Genomic DNA, 13584 nt, shown 5'->3' with positions numbered 1-13584 from the left:
AGTCTTTTTTTGCACATTGTTTAAGAATAAGAGGTTCTCACGAGAGAGTATATAAAAGAATATCAAAAGATGCGAGAAGATCGTTTTAATGATTGGGGTTATTATTCTGTTCCAATAAACTGGGAGGAATTTGAAGAGTCTAATCAAAGAATTTTTCAAAAGTATTTGAAGGATTCAAAAGTATCGTCTGATAAGGTTTTAAGGACAAAGTTGTACAGTAGTTTATTGCTAGATGATATTAAATATTTTGCATACTATACAGCTTTTCTAGACGGAGATTATAAACAATTAAATAATGCTTTGTGGCAAATAGGAAGAGAAGAATTGATTAGAGGCGGTTTGCTTGCTAGTGGTACAATCTATACTGATGGTATTTTGAGAGGCTTATTTACCTCTTTTGCTTGTAACGATTTTTCAGTCATTCCATCTTTTATACCAAAAGACTTGCCTTTACTGAAAGGAATCTATTATCCCCAAAATGTCATCAATCTTTTATACGCTCTTTATTATCAAGATGAAGACAGATTATCAGAGTCTCTTATATTGGCACAACAGTTTCTAGAGAAGAAAAAACGAACAGGTATGGAAGAATTTTCTGTTCGTTACTTCATACACTTGGCAAAAAAAGACACAGCTGGGATAAGCCAAGACTTACAAAACTTATGCCTAGCTTATCAGAGACGGGGTTATCCCTTTGAAAAGATAGATAAATGTTTTGCTGATGAAGTTCATGGTCTTTATCGCTTGGTGAAATATTTTGATCATTCTATGTTCGAAGCAGTTAATATGCCGTCTCATAAGACTTTTCTGCAAGATTTTGAAAAATGGCAAGTTCAAAATCAGTTTCCACAAGGACAACAGTTCTATGTCTATCCACGGCATTTTAAGAAGTGCAAAGAAATACAAAGAATATTTAATGTGTTTATTTACAGGCAATCATCACAATTTAGTTTTTTAAAATAGGATAGTATATTTTGATTTTTTGACCAAAACTTGACCAAAATTTGACCAAAAAATAAATTGAATATAAAATTAAGTGGATCAGATAGCTGATCTATTTTATTTTGTGTTTAATGAATATAAAAATTTGAATTGTCTGTCTAAAAGTGATACAATAGATATACAAGAAAAAAAGGAGAATTGATATGTCACAAATTGCTGTAAGAGTAGATGATGATTTGAAAAAAGAAGCAACTGAAATATTTAATGAACTTGGGCTAGATATGTCAACTGCTGTAAAATTGTTTTTGAAGCAAAGTGTACTAACTAGAAGTATTCCTTTTGATTTAAAATTGGATAAAGATTATGAGTTTGATTTAAGTAATGGAGATTATATTAGGACAAGAAATTTAGATGAATATAATGAAGTAACTCAAAATTCTTTTAAAGAAAGTATGAAGAAATATGAAGAACATGGAATATCAAAATGTAATGAAAGTGTTGATGAATACTTTGAAAGAATGGTGAAAGAAAATGCTGAGTTATGAGTTTTCGAATAGATATAATAAGGATTTATCTAAAATTATTAAACGTGGAGTAGATATAACTCCAATCAATGAAGCAGTTAAAAAGATTATTAATAATGAAGAATTAGGTTATGAGTATAAAAAGCATATTTTAGAGCCTAGAAAAAGGATTCCAAAATTATGGGAAATACATATTGGTGGTAGAAAATCAGATTTACTTATGATTTATTATTATTTAGAACGGGGAACACATGTAGTTTTTGAACGAATTGGAACTCATTCTGATTTATTTTAATAGGAGATAGAAAATGGAAATTCAAGAAATACGTTATCAGACAACTGTACCTAAAAAGATGATTCCAAAATTGAATTATTTTGTAAGGGATTTTCTTAATGATTATTCTGATTATTTAGATGAATTGGAAACAGGGGAAAGCTTTGATACGGAAGTTGAATATGAAGGTGATTTAGAACTTTATTTTGTTCAATTTCGTTTTAGTAAAGCAGGAACTGGATTTTTAGCTAGCAAGAGGAATGAACTATTTCTAGATTGTAATGGTGAATTTTGTGGGATAGTTTATTTACAGTAAATTAAAAAACACTATCATTAGATAGTGTTATTTTTTTTGTTTTCATTATAAAATTGTGTTGCTATTTCTTTAACATAGTTTTCATATTTTGAAGGAATATCAGCATTTTTGAGATAGTTCTGATAATTGAAACTATCATCTATTGGATATTCGCTGTTCACTAAACTCATAAAATCAAGGATTCGTCCTTTTTCGCTAGTATTTTCTATATGTTCTTTGAAGGTATCTATTTGAGATAGTGAGTTGTTACAATCATCATTGATTAGATGGTGTTTCTCATGTAGTAGAACGTTTATTTTCTCGATTTCTGATGTATCGGCTCGAAGAAAGATGAAGTGTTTATTCTTTGCTAGAACGTATCTTCCTTTAGTGGATAGGTCTTTAAGAATGATCACCTTACAGTTTAGGTGTTCAATCTCTTTTATAACTTTGTTTAGATTCATAGTTATTTCTTATTTGAAAAGTATTCGTTTAGATAGTTCTTTATAATTTCTCTATCGTGATCTGTGATAGGTGTACCATCATAGGCAACTGAATTGTCAATAGCAGTATCAAGGTCTGTTTCAGAAATCTTTATGCAAGTTGGATCGTCAGTAATACCTGTTAAATATTCGGAAGATGTATTTAAAATTTCAGCCAATTTATCTATTGTAGGTTGAATAGGTGTTCTATTTCCTTTTTCCCAATTTGAATAAGAGTTTTGTCCTACTTGAATTTTTTCGGCTATTTGTTTTTGTGTTAAACCAGCTTGTTTTCGTAGTTTTTTTAATCTATCAGGTATCATAAAAAAATCTTTCTAGAAATTTAAAAAAAATAAAAAAAGTGTTGACAAATAAATCTCAATGAGATATAATATAAGTATCTCAATGAGATAATTAGTTATGATTAAATAAAAACTTTACTCAATCATAACATTTTATGAAAATGATAATTTTAAAATATCTTTGGAGATGAAATGAGTAATTCAGCATTTACAAATAAAGAAAAGACAAAGTTACAAATGTTCTCATTTATTTCAGATATTTCAAGAATTTGCGAAGATAATCTTGAAATGGTTGAGACACTTAAAAGTAAATATGATATGCAAGGATTTTCTGAAATTTGTTTAAGTGATATTGAGCGAGTTTCATTGATGTATCGTCAAGCACTTGGTAAGGTCTTATTGAAGATGGACGAAGAGATCAATGAAATTTCATCGGAAGATTATAGTGATTTAGAAACTATTCTGTTTGATTAGGATAGATAATTTCATTGCCTTTACGGATTGGAATTGATAAAGTTATTTTTCCTTTTGAGTGATGTTTCAATGATTTGTTCATATTTTTAACTTTATCATATTTTCTTTTTGTAATTTTGTTGTTATCTTGGTAACAATTTCTGTTGTGGGAGTTAAAATCATCTTTAAGATGGTTTCCCTGCAAAACGTAAGGGTGTCTACTTTTAGCCATAATAATTATCCTTTTATTTAATTTAGTGGTTGTTTAGTATAAACAATAGTCTTTTGCTTATACTAAAGAACTATTAAAACGAAAAAAAGTTTAATAGTTTGTTCTTTGAAAATTAAATAAAAAACGTGTCAGGCAATGACTTTGATATACACTGACTAACACGAGTATTAAATGTAGCAATTTAATTATAAGTGAAAAATGGTAAAATGTCAAGTTGGTCTGATAGTAGATGTAGTTTGTGGAGTCTAGCTTTTGAAAAATCTACTTGAATTTTCTTTGGAATATCAAATTGAGAGCTTTCAAGTGCTACTTCTTTAAGTGAAAATAGTGAGTTCACGATATTAAATACAATGAGAAAAAACACGTTTGAGAATATTTTTTATATTTGTATCTTGTTGGAGAACCTCTGCTAATTTTCTATTCCAATTAGGTTTTGCCGTTCTAGTAAAAAATGCAAGAAAGATGTTTTAGACAATATCCAGTCAAAAACAGAACGTAAATTCTTAAAAATCTAGCTAGATTCCGTAAACTATATCTATTAGTCATTATTGACCATGTTGGGTTTTTCGTCCTTTTGCCTTAAAAGATAAGAAAAGGGAACTGACGGCTGTGGTGCAGTCAATGATACTTTGTAGAGGTAGCTAGAGTGAGATAGTGAGGCTATATCGTATGGTCGGTGTGTAAGATGAAAGTCTTGCTAATGCCTTAGGGTAAGGAAGAGGGGGTATTGAGTTATCCTTAAATCTGTGACCGTGGCGAAGGTAGTAAGCTATAAAGCTGAAAGTGTGCGAAGATAAGAGCATACACAAAAAAGAGTAACAAGAAAAGGCTTTGAAATATAAGCCTTTTTATTTTTACTCAAAAAGGAAATTAACAATAAAATTTATTGTTAGTTTTCACAAGAGAATAGTTACTATTCTTTTATGTGAATTAACAATAGAAAGAAAGAGGGTATTTATATAAGAGAAATTTTAGAAGGTTATATTCTTTTCCTGAAAAAAGGAATTTTATTTTTGTTAGAATATCATTTGGAATTATTGATAGTTTGTTTGAAATTTTTAAGTGTGTTGATGATGAATTTGGTATTCTGTGTTTTATTTGTGATGATTCTTAATAATGATCTATTTGGTTTTGTATCGTATTTGTTTATTCTAGTAATTGGAAGTTTTGGTTTTTATCTAATAGATCGTGATAGGAATTAAGATAATTGAAAGAGGTGTGTTAAGATCGTATCTATTGAGTGGAAGGGAGAAGATGATGTAAGAACATATTCAGAAGAATGGATTCGTAGGGAATACCTGCGAATATATAGTAGGTTCTGCTGGAATCTAAAAATTTATGCTCATGTAAAAAGGGGCGCTGATGTTTATGTATCGTCAAAAAAATGTTGTGAAGATTTGTATAGAAGATTGTATAGTATGGGGCAATTAACGAATACATTTTACCGTAAGATTGAAAATCGTATTGATCGTACTTATAATCATTTCTTAGAAACAGGAGAAATTATTGAGTTTCATTAAATAGTTGTTGTAGTAAGTCGGTTTATATCGGCTTTTTTATTTTTGAGAAAAAGGAGAAGTTATGTTACTAGGTATTTTTAGACGGTCACGTTCACCATCTAATGAATGAGATCGAAAAAGAAAAAAACATTATTTAAAAATAAAAAAAGAAAAAGGAGAAAAAAATTAATGTTTAAATCTAATGAATATAAGGCTTTCGGTTCAATCCGTAAAACAAAATTTGGTGCTTGTGGAGTTATCCTTGCGCTTGCTATGTTGATGGTTGCTTTTGGTGGAAACAATGTATCTGCTGATGAAGTTAAGCCTACAACTCCTGCAACTACTGAAGTTGCTAAACCTGTTTCACCTACTGAAGCACCTAAAACAGAAGCTAAAGCTGATCAAAAGGCTGAAGCTAAAGTAGAAGAAACAGTTAAACCTGTTGAATCACCTGATCTTGATTCTGCTGTTGAAAAAGCTAAAAGTGTTGGTATTAAGGTAACTGAAACAGAAAAAGTTGGCTATGATACTGAAGCTGAAGCAAAAGAAGATGAAGCGAAGCAAGTTAAGGAAATTGATAAGAAAACTGCTGAAAAAGAGCAAAATATCAAAGAAATTAAGGAAGCTGAAGCAAAAAACAGCAAAATCAATGCTGACAATAAATCTGCTATGGAAAAAGTCGGCTTGAAACATACAGGTGATTATCCAAAAGATAAGAAAACTGTTGATGGTTACAATGCGCAAGCGAAGAAAGAAAACGAAGCTAACGAAGCGAAGTTTAAAAAAGACAAGCTGGAAGCTGAAAAAATCAAAGCTAAAGACAAAGCTATCATGGAAAAAGTCGGCTTGAAATTTAGTGGTAACTATGCGCAAGATAAAAAAGCTGTTGATCAATGGAATAAGGATAACGCTGGTAAAGTGATCAAGTCAATTCAAACAGGATTGACTGCAACTGCAAGTACAACTTTTGAAGTTGTTTCAGGTGGTTCTAAAGTCACTCCTCCTGCTTATACAGCTAATGTAATTCAAGGTTATGCACGCAATACTAACCTTGATGCAAACTTTGATAATGTGTTCCTTCTTGATGATAAGAGTGGATCAATCAAAATTAAAGTTAAAAACACTTCTAATGGTGATGTCACTTTAACATTTAGTGATATTACTCCATCTGCTGAATCAGGATTCATTCGTTCTTATGTTGCTCTATGGGCAGGTGAAGATGGTGGAATTGGTTATGGTGTCTTTATCTCTGCTGGTGCTGGTGAGGCAAACGGTGGAGGTGGTGTTGATGGTCAAGGTGGAGGGGGCGCTTCAGGTGCTTACCTTAATGATCGTCAAGGCTGGGTGAAAATGGTGACTGTTGGAGTTGAAACAGATTCTAATAATGTAAGTGAAGTAACCGTAAATGATGTTGACAGCAATCAAGTCATTGATGTGTCTAAACTTGATGGTGCTAAAGTAACAACTGGTGCTAACATTACACAAAGTGGAAACTCATTCACTGCGAATGATTCTGCGCAAAGTCAAAGTACAGCAGGCGTGCTTGATTCTAATGGTATTGGCTGGTCATTTGCTAAAGGTCAAAAGATTAACTTTACCTTTATTCACTCAAACACTTCTGATACAAGCTATTCTATTGTAGGTGGTTTGTTTGGTCGTGCTTCTCAAAAAGAAGTTAAGCAAGAGCCTATCTCTATTGAGAAATACAATGATCCAAAATACACTCCTAAAGCATATGTGCAAATTAAACCGTATGTTCCTGTTCCTGAAGAAAAACAAGTGGAAGTAGAATATCATAAGGCTTACGTTAAAGAAGTTCCTGTAACTCCTGAAAAACCACAAGAGCATAAGCCTGAATTGCCTAATACTGGTACTGCTGAATCATCACTTGGTCTTGCTGGTGTAGTAGGTGTTGTGGGAACTATGCTTGGTCTTGCTGGTCTTAAACGTAAAGAGGACTAATGTATTTGTTAAGGGCGATTAAAACAGGACAATCGCCCTTTTTGATTTTAAAAAAATAAGAAAAAATATAATAAAGAGGTATAAAAAATGGCAAAAATTAAAAAAATCCCTGTTGGGTTGGAAGCGATTGGATCAAAAGTAGTTGTAAATCCAAAATTTCGTGAAGTTGTGACTGGTAACGGAGAAAATTTCGTTCCTTTCCGTGAGTTTGAATTGTCAGGTGATCAACAAAATAGCGTGATTGTTCGTGTTTATGGAGTAAATAATTCTGATACTCCTAAAGCTAAAGGCTTGACTATTGTTAAGTCTGTATCAGGACTTAATTTTGTAACTCGCTTGGTTGGTCGAAAAGAAGAAGTCCAATTTGAAGCAAGTGAAATTCGTTTTGAAAAATAATAAAAAGGAGAAATAAAAAATGGCTTTTAATATTCGTAAATTTAACAATGCAGAAATTCCTGTAAACGTGAAGGAAAAATTCGGTACGCTTACTTTCTTAGGTTTTGATGAGAACTGGAAAATGGTAGATGGTGAGCCTGTTGAATATCCTACTCATGCCGAAGTTTTCTCTGATAAAATGCAAGAAACTATTGCGATCAAGTTGGAAGAAGGTATTTCAGTAGATGAAATTCCGTTCATGTCTGAAGTTGAAATTGTTGGTCAAGCGACAATTTGGATCTATGATTATGAAGATACAGTATATCGTGGCAATAACAATGTGTCAGAAATTAAGGCGCTCGCCTTCTCATTGCGTGCTGAAAACGTTAAGCGTGTTGGTGCTGGTGCAACTCCACAACCTAAACAAGAGCAGAAGCAAGAGCAAAAACAAGAGCATAAAGGCTAGTTTGTAAAGGAGAAAAGATATGGGTTTGTTTCCTGCATACAGGGGAATTAAGGTGAAGCCTTATATGGTGAATCTTAGATACTTTATCTTTTCTTTTTTCTTTTTGTTGTTAGCACCTGTGCTTGTAATTTATGGTTATTTAAACTTTGAAAAAATTAAAAATTTAGATATACCAGCTATTATTATTTCTGTGAGCCTGTTGATAGTAGTTGTTGTTTTAAGTATTTATCTTACATGGTTGTCACAAGAAAGAATCTTTTTCTTTCAAAAGCTAGAAAGACTAGCAAAATTGGCTTTCTTTTTGAAGGAGAATGGCTATACCTATACGAAGAAGGTTAAGCGTGAATCAGGTACTATTGATAAAATAGCGTTTCCTCCTGTTTATTTGAAGCAGAATCGCTATGATCTTGATGTAGCCTTTAAAATGGCTGGTAACAAGTTTCAAGAGAAGTTTAAGAAGATTGGTAGTGAGTTAGAAACAACGTTCTTTATGGACTTTATGGAGGTTCAGGACGATATTAAGTTTAAGACTTATAAACTCGCCTACTCTGCTTTCTTGAATCGTATTAAGGTAACTGATGTCAACTATTCTGATAAGGGTATTCAACTGATGAAGAATCTTTATTGGAATCCTGTTGACGATCCTCATATGTTGGTCTGTGGTGGTACTGGTGGAGGTAAAACTGTACTTTTAAGAACATTGATTCTTGCTATGTCGAAAGTTGGAGTAGTGGATATTTGTGATCCAAAACAAGCTGACTTTGTGACTATGGCTGAACAGAAGGCTTTTGAAGGTCGTATTTCATATCAAGTAGAAGATATTGTATCTATGATTGAAAGAGCAGTCGTGATCATGTTTGCTCGTTATTCTTATATGCGTAAAAAACGTGAAGAAAATGGCGATAAGGATTTGAAAAAATTCTATGAGTACGGTTTAGAGCCTTATTTCCTAGTTTGTGATGAATATAACGCCTTGTGCGCTATGTTAGACTTTCAAACTAGACAGCGCCTAGACAATGCTATGGGTCAATTCCTGCTTCTTGGAAGGCAAGCTGGGTGCTTTGCGACAATAGCTATGCAGAAGCCTTCAAGGGAGGATTTAGGTTCAAAATTACAAGCTAATATTAACTTCCGTGTATCTGTTGGTAGGTTAGATGAAGTTGGATATGATCTTGCCTTTGGTGAAGTCAATAGAAACAAGGAATTTAAGTATGTGAAATATCTTGCTGGTAAGCGTGTTTATGGTCGTGGTTATGCTTCAGTATATGGAGAAGTAGCAAGGGAATTTTATTCACCACTATTTGAGAATGGATTCTCATTTACTGATGAATTTAGTAAGGTTGAAAGAAGGGAAAATCCTTTCAATCCTCTTGAAAATCCATCTGCTGAATTGACTGAAGAAGAAAAACAAGCATTACAGGAAGAAATGGAAGCTAAACAAGAACTTGAAAAAGGAACAGTTAAAAAGGCCAATCCTGAATTGGTTCAAGAGCTGTTTGCTAGTAAACAAAAAGAAGAAGAAAATCTTGGTGATCTAAAAAAGGCTAGTGATTTTTCTAGGACGATCAATAATAGTTTTGCTTCGGTTCAGAATCTTATGAAGAAGCTGGAAGAAAAAGATAAGCTAGAATTGATCAGAAAAGATGGTATTTTATATTTAGATAAAAAACAGATGGTCTTGGTCAAAGATTTGTTTGAATTGAAAGAAAACACTAATCAAAATTGGAGTGAAATTATTGATGATTTCCCTTTTGATGATTATTTGTGATGTATTGAGGGGGTTTTCCCCTCTTTTTTTCTATTGGAGTGCTAGTTGGTACAATCCAGCTTGCTAGTAGCTAGTAGCAGGAGCGAGGAAGCGTATGCGACGAGCGACTGCGGTCACTAGCGGTCACTGGCAGGCTGGATTGTGCGAATTAACCCCCTATGACTAATAGGGGGGTAGAAGTATTCAAAAGTGTTCAAAAGTATTGATATTACTGACTTTTTGATAGCGAAAACTTTGAAAAAATGAAAAAGTGAGGAATTATGGAGTTTAGTTATTTAGAAAAGGTTATGAGAATGTATAATTTCTCTGTAAATGAAATAGCCGATTATCTAGGAATTAATGCTGGTTCTTTTTATCATTGGAAAGAAGCTGGAAAAATTCCTGATTCGTATGATTCACAAATTCAAGAGTTGATGGCTTTTAAAGAAGGAGTGAGAGATAGTGGTTTTTCTTTGGAAGGTAAGGTTGACTATTTGAAGGTAACATTCAAAACAAGAGATTATATTGAAGTGATTGAGAAAGTTTTGTGTTTGAAGAATAAGCCTTTTCTCGAAGAAGAAAAAGGTGGTTCAGGCTATGATACAAAATATACATTTCAGCATATCAATGTTTTCATATCGAAGAAAAGGGAAGATATGGGTTGTATGATTGAATTAAAAGGTCAGGCTTGCAGGCAATTTGAATATTACCTAGAAGAAGAACAAAAAGTAAGCTGGAGAGATTTCTTTATTCGCTGTTTTGAGTATGAGCGTGAAATTGCTGAAGGTGATGGAAAGTATATGAATATACCTCGGTTGGATATAGCGCTTGATGAAAAGTATAGCGAAGAAGGGAATTTTGAACTTGGTAAGCTGGTAGAACTTTGGGATAAAGGGTTGATTGATAGTCGGTTGAGATTGAAGCAAATTGAAGATAATGGTGAGTATGGAAAAGCTAAAACAATCTACTTTGGATCAAGACAATCTGCATATCATTTCTGCTTTTATCAGAAAGATATTGAGCAAGCGAAAAAACTTGGTTTTGGTTTAGATTTCATTCATTCGGCTTTGAAATTCAAGAATCGGTATGAAGTGCGAATGTGTGATGAAGTCGCTTTGGATTTCGTAAAAAAAGCCTTGAATGAAAGACTGGATATGGCAAAGATGGCTGTAAGAGTGATCAATAGCAAGATTAAGGTCTTTGAAAAAGATAATGGAAAAAAGGTCTTGAATAAAGAGTGGTATTCATTGCTGGGTGAAGTTGATCGTATTGGTTTTTCAACTGCTCCTGTTGAGGTTGGTTTCTTTGACAAACAGTATAAATGGATCAATGAGAATGTTTCAGGTGTTACGACTGTTCTTAAAACTTGGGAAAACATAACAGGTGAGCATAAATTGAAAAGAATATTGTTTGAAGGAAATATATCCGAAAAAAACTGGAAAAAATTAGAGCAAGCGAAGGTGGACTATGAGAAAAATTTACAAATTGATAGGTTCTGATTCAGTAGTAGTGAATAATAGTAACCTTGTTGTATCAACTGATAAAGGGTTGATGTCTGTTAGCAAGTATTTTCCGTCTTATGAAGGGAATCAAAATTTAACTGTGATTCCTGTTGAGCCTTCTAGAATCTATCGGACTTATTTCAAGGATTATATATTGGATTGGTCTAGGATTCACGAAGATGTAAATGCAATTCTTGATATGAAAAAATAGTTAGTTAAGATTGAGGTTGTTCTATGAAGAAAAGAAAGAAAAAAATATCTGATGAAGCGTTAAGAAAGTTGGTATATTTGATTCCTGCTAGATATTTCTATGATGGTATTGTAACAAGTGAGAAGGCAAGAGGTTATCAAGATTATATTGAGTTTCAATGTCAGACTTATAGAGCAACTAAAAAAAGACAAGATTGGTATGAAGTTAAAAGACTAACTAAAGAATATGAGGAATATTTACAGAAAGAGGTTGATATAAAAAGAAAGTTGTTATTGTTTGGTTTGCTAACAAGAGATAGTAAGGAAAGAATAGATGTCTATAATTTATTGGTTAAAAAATATCATTTGGAAAGATGGGTTTGAAGATGGTTAGAGTTTTGAAGTGGTTAAGAGAAGTCCTGCGCTTTATGTGTTTGAATTATATATTGCCTATGGTTGTATTTTTTGTTGTGAATTTGATTAGTGGCAACTCTAAAATCGCTTTTGTTTTCTTTAGTATTACGTTAATTGTAGGAGTTGTGATGAATTTTAGAGAATTGGATAGGTCTATATATGATAAGAATGGTAAAGATGATTTTTAAAATCATACATTATTTGCTTGTAAATATTATTGTTGGATTGGTTATGGCGCTGGGTTCGTATGTGTTGATAGGGAATGTTAAATTCTCTATTTTGCTATTTCTGATATTTTTTGTAGGTGGTTTATTTGTTGAATGAAAAGGGTGAATTTAGGATATGGAGAAATTTCATGAGAAATTAAAAGTGTTAAGAAAGAAGCATGGACTTACACAAAAGGAAGTTGCTGATTTTCTTGGTACAGTTCAAGCTGTTTATTCAAAATGGGAAAGAGGAGTGTACGAACCTAACTATGAAAATTTAAGTATGTTAGCTTGTATATTTGATGTTTCTATTGATTTTTTGTTAAGTGAATATTTAGTAGTATCAAAAGAGAGATGTTTGAAATTTGAAAAAGAAATAAAGGAAGGAGAAAAAATGAAAATATTAGAAGAAGATGAGTTGAAAGAATTTTGTAAAAAGCTTTCACGTGATGAGTTTGAAGATAGTGAGCGTGCAAAAAGAGTTGCTATTAAAGCTATGAGAGTAGTCTTACTTGCATTGGGTTATGATACAGATTTTGTAGAAGATAAATTTAGAAGAGAAGTAGAGAAAGTTATTGTGGTGAATGGAAATGGAATTTATGACAATTTTTTCAGAACGTTTAAAGAGATTAAGAAAGAATAAAGGTCTAAAACAACAAGAATTAGCAGAGATATTCGGAATAAAGAGAAATACATATAGTGATTGGGAGAATGGAAAGACAGAGCCTAGTTTTGACAATCTTGTCAAATTAGCTGATTTTTTTGAAGTTTCGTTGGATTGGTTGTTTGGGAGAAAGTAAATGAAAATAAAAAAACGTTCTCCTGCATGATAGCTGGAAAAAAAGTAAAAGCTAAAAAATAGAAAATGAGGTATAAAAAAAATGGCTTTAAGTGGAAAAGATAAACAAGTGATTGACTTGTCATTGGAACTTAGTAAGAAATTGAAGGATCAAGAATTTAAGCAAGCGTGGACTTTAGCTGGTGAGTTAAGTGCGCTTCTTAAAAATACTGATGATTTGAGCCTTCCATATCAAGTGATTGAATGTATCAAGAAAGATGTATCAAGTTATTACTCAATGAATCAAGAGTATAACAAGGTAACGAATCGTGCATTTGCGATTGGCTCTAGCTTTGAGCGTTCAGCTTCAATTTAATTAAAACGATAAAGGAAGTCAAAGTTGGCTTCCTTTTTTATATGGAAAAGGAGAAAAAATGAATAAAAAATTTGATTGTCAAGTAGGAGAAGTGTTTCCTATTGTAGATAGAGAAAGTGATAGTAACATTGTTTTGGTTCAGCAAGCATTTGTAGTGTGTAATGCTTTACGGAGTGAATCATATTCTTATGAAAAATTTTTGGTAGAATTTAAACTTTTAGAATCAATGGTAGTCAAGGTTTTAAATGCTAGAGATGGAGAAGATTATCCTGATGATTTATTTTATTTAGAAGAAGGTTCAGATATGTTTTCTCGTGTTTATCAGACTTATCTTTGGGCTAGGTTTAATGTGAATATGTGTGTATTGTCAGAAGAAGAAGAAGAATTTCTACAAAAAATTTCTGAAATGAGTGTGAATTTGGATTCAGAAGATGAGTATAAAGTTAGCTGTTTAATTTCAGCATATTCCGATATTCTTAGTCTGTTGAAAAAGAAATATATTCATTTTGAAGGTATTGAAGTAATTGAAGATTCTATTTGTTCTTTGAATATGATTTTAGATTAAC

The 13584-nt window shown here is 32.2% G+C and carries 18 protein-coding genes; 15 read left to right on the top strand and 3 right to left on the bottom strand.

Features of this window, described 5'->3' with window-relative positions; all coding sequences use genetic code 11:
* The first annotated feature begins 69 nt into the window (after window positions 1-69).
* From HMPREF1481_RS05515 to HMPREF1481_RS05500, 4 genes are all read left to right on the top strand, one after another.
* Complete coding sequence (locus HMPREF1481_RS05515; protein WP_016466058.1) at window positions 70-963, top strand: hypothetical protein; 894 nt, start codon at window positions 70-72, stop codon at window positions 961-963.
* 182 nt (window positions 964-1145) lie between these two features.
* Window positions 1146-1487: a type II toxin-antitoxin system RelB/DinJ family antitoxin gene (locus tag HMPREF1481_RS05510; RefSeq protein WP_016466057.1), complete on the top strand. Its 342-nt coding sequence runs from the start codon at window positions 1146-1148 to the stop codon at window positions 1485-1487.
* On the top strand, window positions 1474-1761 hold the full coding sequence (locus tag HMPREF1481_RS05505; protein WP_016466056.1) for a type II toxin-antitoxin system mRNA interferase toxin, RelE/StbE family: 288 nt from the start codon (window positions 1474-1476) through the stop codon (window positions 1759-1761). Before HMPREF1481_RS05510 ends, HMPREF1481_RS05505 begins: the two co-directional genes overlap by 14 nt.
* 13 nt (window positions 1762-1774) lie before the next feature.
* On the top strand, window positions 1775-2056 hold the full coding sequence (locus HMPREF1481_RS05500) for a hypothetical protein (RefSeq protein ID WP_016466055.1): 282 nt from the start codon (window positions 1775-1777) through the stop codon (window positions 2054-2056).
* A 17-nt stretch (window positions 2057-2073) separates the two neighbouring features.
* On the opposite strand, the gene HMPREF1481_RS05495 is transcribed toward HMPREF1481_RS05500, so the two are convergent.
* Both HMPREF1481_RS05495 and HMPREF1481_RS05490 read right to left on the bottom strand, forming a co-directional pair.
* Entirely contained in the window at window positions 2074-2499 is a 426-nt protein-coding gene (locus tag HMPREF1481_RS05495) for an ImmA/IrrE family metallo-endopeptidase (RefSeq protein WP_016466054.1), read from the bottom strand.
* Window positions 2500-2501: 2 nt separating this feature from the next.
* Entirely contained in the window at window positions 2502-2840 is a 339-nt protein-coding gene (locus HMPREF1481_RS05490) for a helix-turn-helix domain-containing protein (RefSeq protein WP_016466053.1), read from the bottom strand.
* Window positions 2841-3011: 171 nt separating this feature from the next.
* Between HMPREF1481_RS05490 and HMPREF1481_RS05485 the strand changes: the two genes are divergently transcribed.
* Window positions 3012-3293 carry a hypothetical protein gene (locus HMPREF1481_RS05485; RefSeq protein WP_016466052.1) on the top strand — a complete coding sequence of 94 codons (282 nt, stop codon included), beginning with the start codon at window positions 3012-3014 and terminating at the stop codon, window positions 3291-3293.
* Here HMPREF1481_RS05485 and HMPREF1481_RS05480 read toward each other — a convergent pair.
* Window positions 3277-3504 carry a hypothetical protein gene (locus HMPREF1481_RS05480; protein ID WP_016466051.1) on the bottom strand — a complete coding sequence of 76 codons (228 nt, stop codon included), beginning with the start codon at window positions 3502-3504 and terminating at the stop codon, window positions 3277-3279. The two genes, HMPREF1481_RS05485 and HMPREF1481_RS05480, sit on opposite strands and share 17 nt — an antisense overlap.
* A 1688-nt stretch (window positions 3505-5192) precedes the next feature.
* Between HMPREF1481_RS05480 and HMPREF1481_RS05475 the strand changes: the two genes are divergently transcribed.
* The 10 genes from HMPREF1481_RS05475 to HMPREF1481_RS05430 all read left to right on the top strand — a co-directional run bounded on the left by HMPREF1481_RS05475 (window position 5193) and on the right by HMPREF1481_RS05430 (window position 13583).
* The gene (locus HMPREF1481_RS05475; RefSeq protein WP_016466049.1) at window positions 5193-6965 is read left to right on the top strand and encodes an LPXTG cell wall anchor domain-containing protein; all 1773 of its coding nucleotides are present in this window, start codon (window positions 5193-5195) and stop codon (window positions 6963-6965) included.
* A gap of 87 nt (window positions 6966-7052) precedes the next feature.
* The gene (locus HMPREF1481_RS05470; RefSeq protein WP_016466048.1) at window positions 7053-7361 is read left to right on the top strand and encodes a hypothetical protein; all 309 of its coding nucleotides are present in this window, start codon (window positions 7053-7055) and stop codon (window positions 7359-7361) included.
* A 19-nt stretch (window positions 7362-7380) separates the two neighbouring features.
* Window positions 7381-7806, top strand: coding sequence for a hypothetical protein (locus HMPREF1481_RS05465; protein WP_016466047.1), 426 nt, complete (start codon window positions 7381-7383; stop codon window positions 7804-7806).
* A 19-nt stretch (window positions 7807-7825) separates the two neighbouring features.
* Window positions 7826-9574 carry an FtsK/SpoIIIE domain-containing protein gene (locus HMPREF1481_RS05460; RefSeq protein WP_016466046.1) on the top strand — a complete coding sequence of 583 codons (1749 nt, stop codon included), beginning with the start codon at window positions 7826-7828 and terminating at the stop codon, window positions 9572-9574.
* Window positions 9575-9834: 260 nt separating this feature from the next.
* Window positions 9835-11052, top strand: coding sequence for a replication initiation factor domain-containing protein (locus HMPREF1481_RS05455; protein WP_016466045.1), 1218 nt, complete (start codon window positions 9835-9837; stop codon window positions 11050-11052).
* 237 nt (window positions 11053-11289) lie between these two features.
* Window positions 11290-11628 carry a hypothetical protein gene (locus HMPREF1481_RS05445; RefSeq protein WP_016466043.1) on the top strand — a complete coding sequence of 113 codons (339 nt, stop codon included), beginning with the start codon at window positions 11290-11292 and terminating at the stop codon, window positions 11626-11628.
* A 372-nt stretch (window positions 11629-12000) separates the two neighbouring features.
* On the top strand, window positions 12001-12507 hold the full coding sequence (locus HMPREF1481_RS10575; RefSeq protein WP_016466041.1) for a helix-turn-helix domain-containing protein: 507 nt from the start codon (window positions 12001-12003) through the stop codon (window positions 12505-12507).
* Window positions 12449-12664 carry a helix-turn-helix domain-containing protein gene (locus HMPREF1481_RS0101840; RefSeq protein ID WP_051125953.1) on the top strand — a complete coding sequence of 72 codons (216 nt, stop codon included), beginning with the start codon at window positions 12449-12451 and terminating at the stop codon, window positions 12662-12664. Before HMPREF1481_RS10575 ends, HMPREF1481_RS0101840 begins: the two co-directional genes overlap by 59 nt.
* A gap of 81 nt (window positions 12665-12745) precedes the next feature.
* A complete protein-coding gene (locus HMPREF1481_RS05435; protein WP_016466040.1) occupies window positions 12746-13018 on the top strand; it encodes a hypothetical protein in 273 nt (90 codons plus the stop codon).
* A gap of 58 nt (window positions 13019-13076) precedes the next feature.
* Window positions 13077-13583, top strand: coding sequence for a hypothetical protein (locus HMPREF1481_RS05430; RefSeq protein ID WP_016466039.1), 507 nt, complete (start codon window positions 13077-13079; stop codon window positions 13581-13583).
* The last annotated feature ends 1 nt before the right edge of the window (window position 13584 follow it).

Source organism: Streptococcus sp. HPH0090 (genome assembly GCF_000411475.1).
GTDB lineage: Bacteria > Bacillota > Bacilli > Lactobacillales > Streptococcaceae > Streptococcus.
Note: the sequence above shows the minus strand (reverse complement) of the source record. Positions and strands in the feature narration are given on the sequence as shown.

Excerpts from the sequence above, each read along its gene's own strand:
- HMPREF1481_RS05515 (WP_016466058.1), top strand. The coding sequence starts at position 70 with ATGCGAGAAGATCGTTTTAATGATTGGGGTTATTATTCTGTTCCAATA.
- HMPREF1481_RS05510 (WP_016466057.1), top strand. The coding sequence starts at position 1,146 with ATGTCACAAATTGCTGTAAGAGTAGATGATGATTTGAAAAAAGAAGCA.
- HMPREF1481_RS05505 (WP_016466056.1), top strand. The coding sequence starts at position 1,474 with ATGCTGAGTTATGAGTTTTCGAATAGATATAATAAGGATTTATCTAAA.
- HMPREF1481_RS05500 (WP_016466055.1), top strand. The coding sequence starts at position 1,775 with ATGGAAATTCAAGAAATACGTTATCAGACAACTGTACCTAAAAAGATG.
- HMPREF1481_RS05495 (WP_016466054.1), bottom strand. The coding sequence starts at position 2,499 with ATGAATCTAAACAAAGTTATAAAAGAGATTGAACACCTAAACTGTAAG.
- HMPREF1481_RS05490 (WP_016466053.1), bottom strand. The coding sequence starts at position 2,840 with ATGATACCTGATAGATTAAAAAAACTACGAAAACAAGCTGGTTTAACA.
- HMPREF1481_RS05485 (WP_016466052.1), top strand. The coding sequence starts at position 3,012 with ATGAGTAATTCAGCATTTACAAATAAAGAAAAGACAAAGTTACAAATG.
- HMPREF1481_RS05480 (WP_016466051.1), bottom strand. The coding sequence starts at position 3,504 with ATGGCTAAAAGTAGACACCCTTACGTTTTGCAGGGAAACCATCTTAAA.
- HMPREF1481_RS05475 (WP_016466049.1), top strand. The coding sequence starts at position 5,193 with ATGTTTAAATCTAATGAATATAAGGCTTTCGGTTCAATCCGTAAAACA.
- HMPREF1481_RS05470 (WP_016466048.1), top strand. The coding sequence starts at position 7,053 with ATGGCAAAAATTAAAAAAATCCCTGTTGGGTTGGAAGCGATTGGATCA.
- HMPREF1481_RS05465 (WP_016466047.1), top strand. The coding sequence starts at position 7,381 with ATGGCTTTTAATATTCGTAAATTTAACAATGCAGAAATTCCTGTAAAC.
- HMPREF1481_RS05460 (WP_016466046.1), top strand. The coding sequence starts at position 7,826 with ATGGGTTTGTTTCCTGCATACAGGGGAATTAAGGTGAAGCCTTATATG.
- HMPREF1481_RS05455 (WP_016466045.1), top strand. The coding sequence starts at position 9,835 with ATGGAGTTTAGTTATTTAGAAAAGGTTATGAGAATGTATAATTTCTCT.
- HMPREF1481_RS05445 (WP_016466043.1), top strand. The coding sequence starts at position 11,290 with ATGAAGAAAAGAAAGAAAAAAATATCTGATGAAGCGTTAAGAAAGTTG.
- HMPREF1481_RS10575 (WP_016466041.1), top strand. The coding sequence starts at position 12,001 with ATGGAGAAATTTCATGAGAAATTAAAAGTGTTAAGAAAGAAGCATGGA.
- HMPREF1481_RS0101840 (WP_051125953.1), top strand. The coding sequence starts at position 12,449 with ATGGAAATGGAATTTATGACAATTTTTTCAGAACGTTTAAAGAGATTA.
- HMPREF1481_RS05435 (WP_016466040.1), top strand. The coding sequence starts at position 12,746 with ATGGCTTTAAGTGGAAAAGATAAACAAGTGATTGACTTGTCATTGGAA.
- HMPREF1481_RS05430 (WP_016466039.1), top strand. The coding sequence starts at position 13,077 with ATGAATAAAAAATTTGATTGTCAAGTAGGAGAAGTGTTTCCTATTGTA.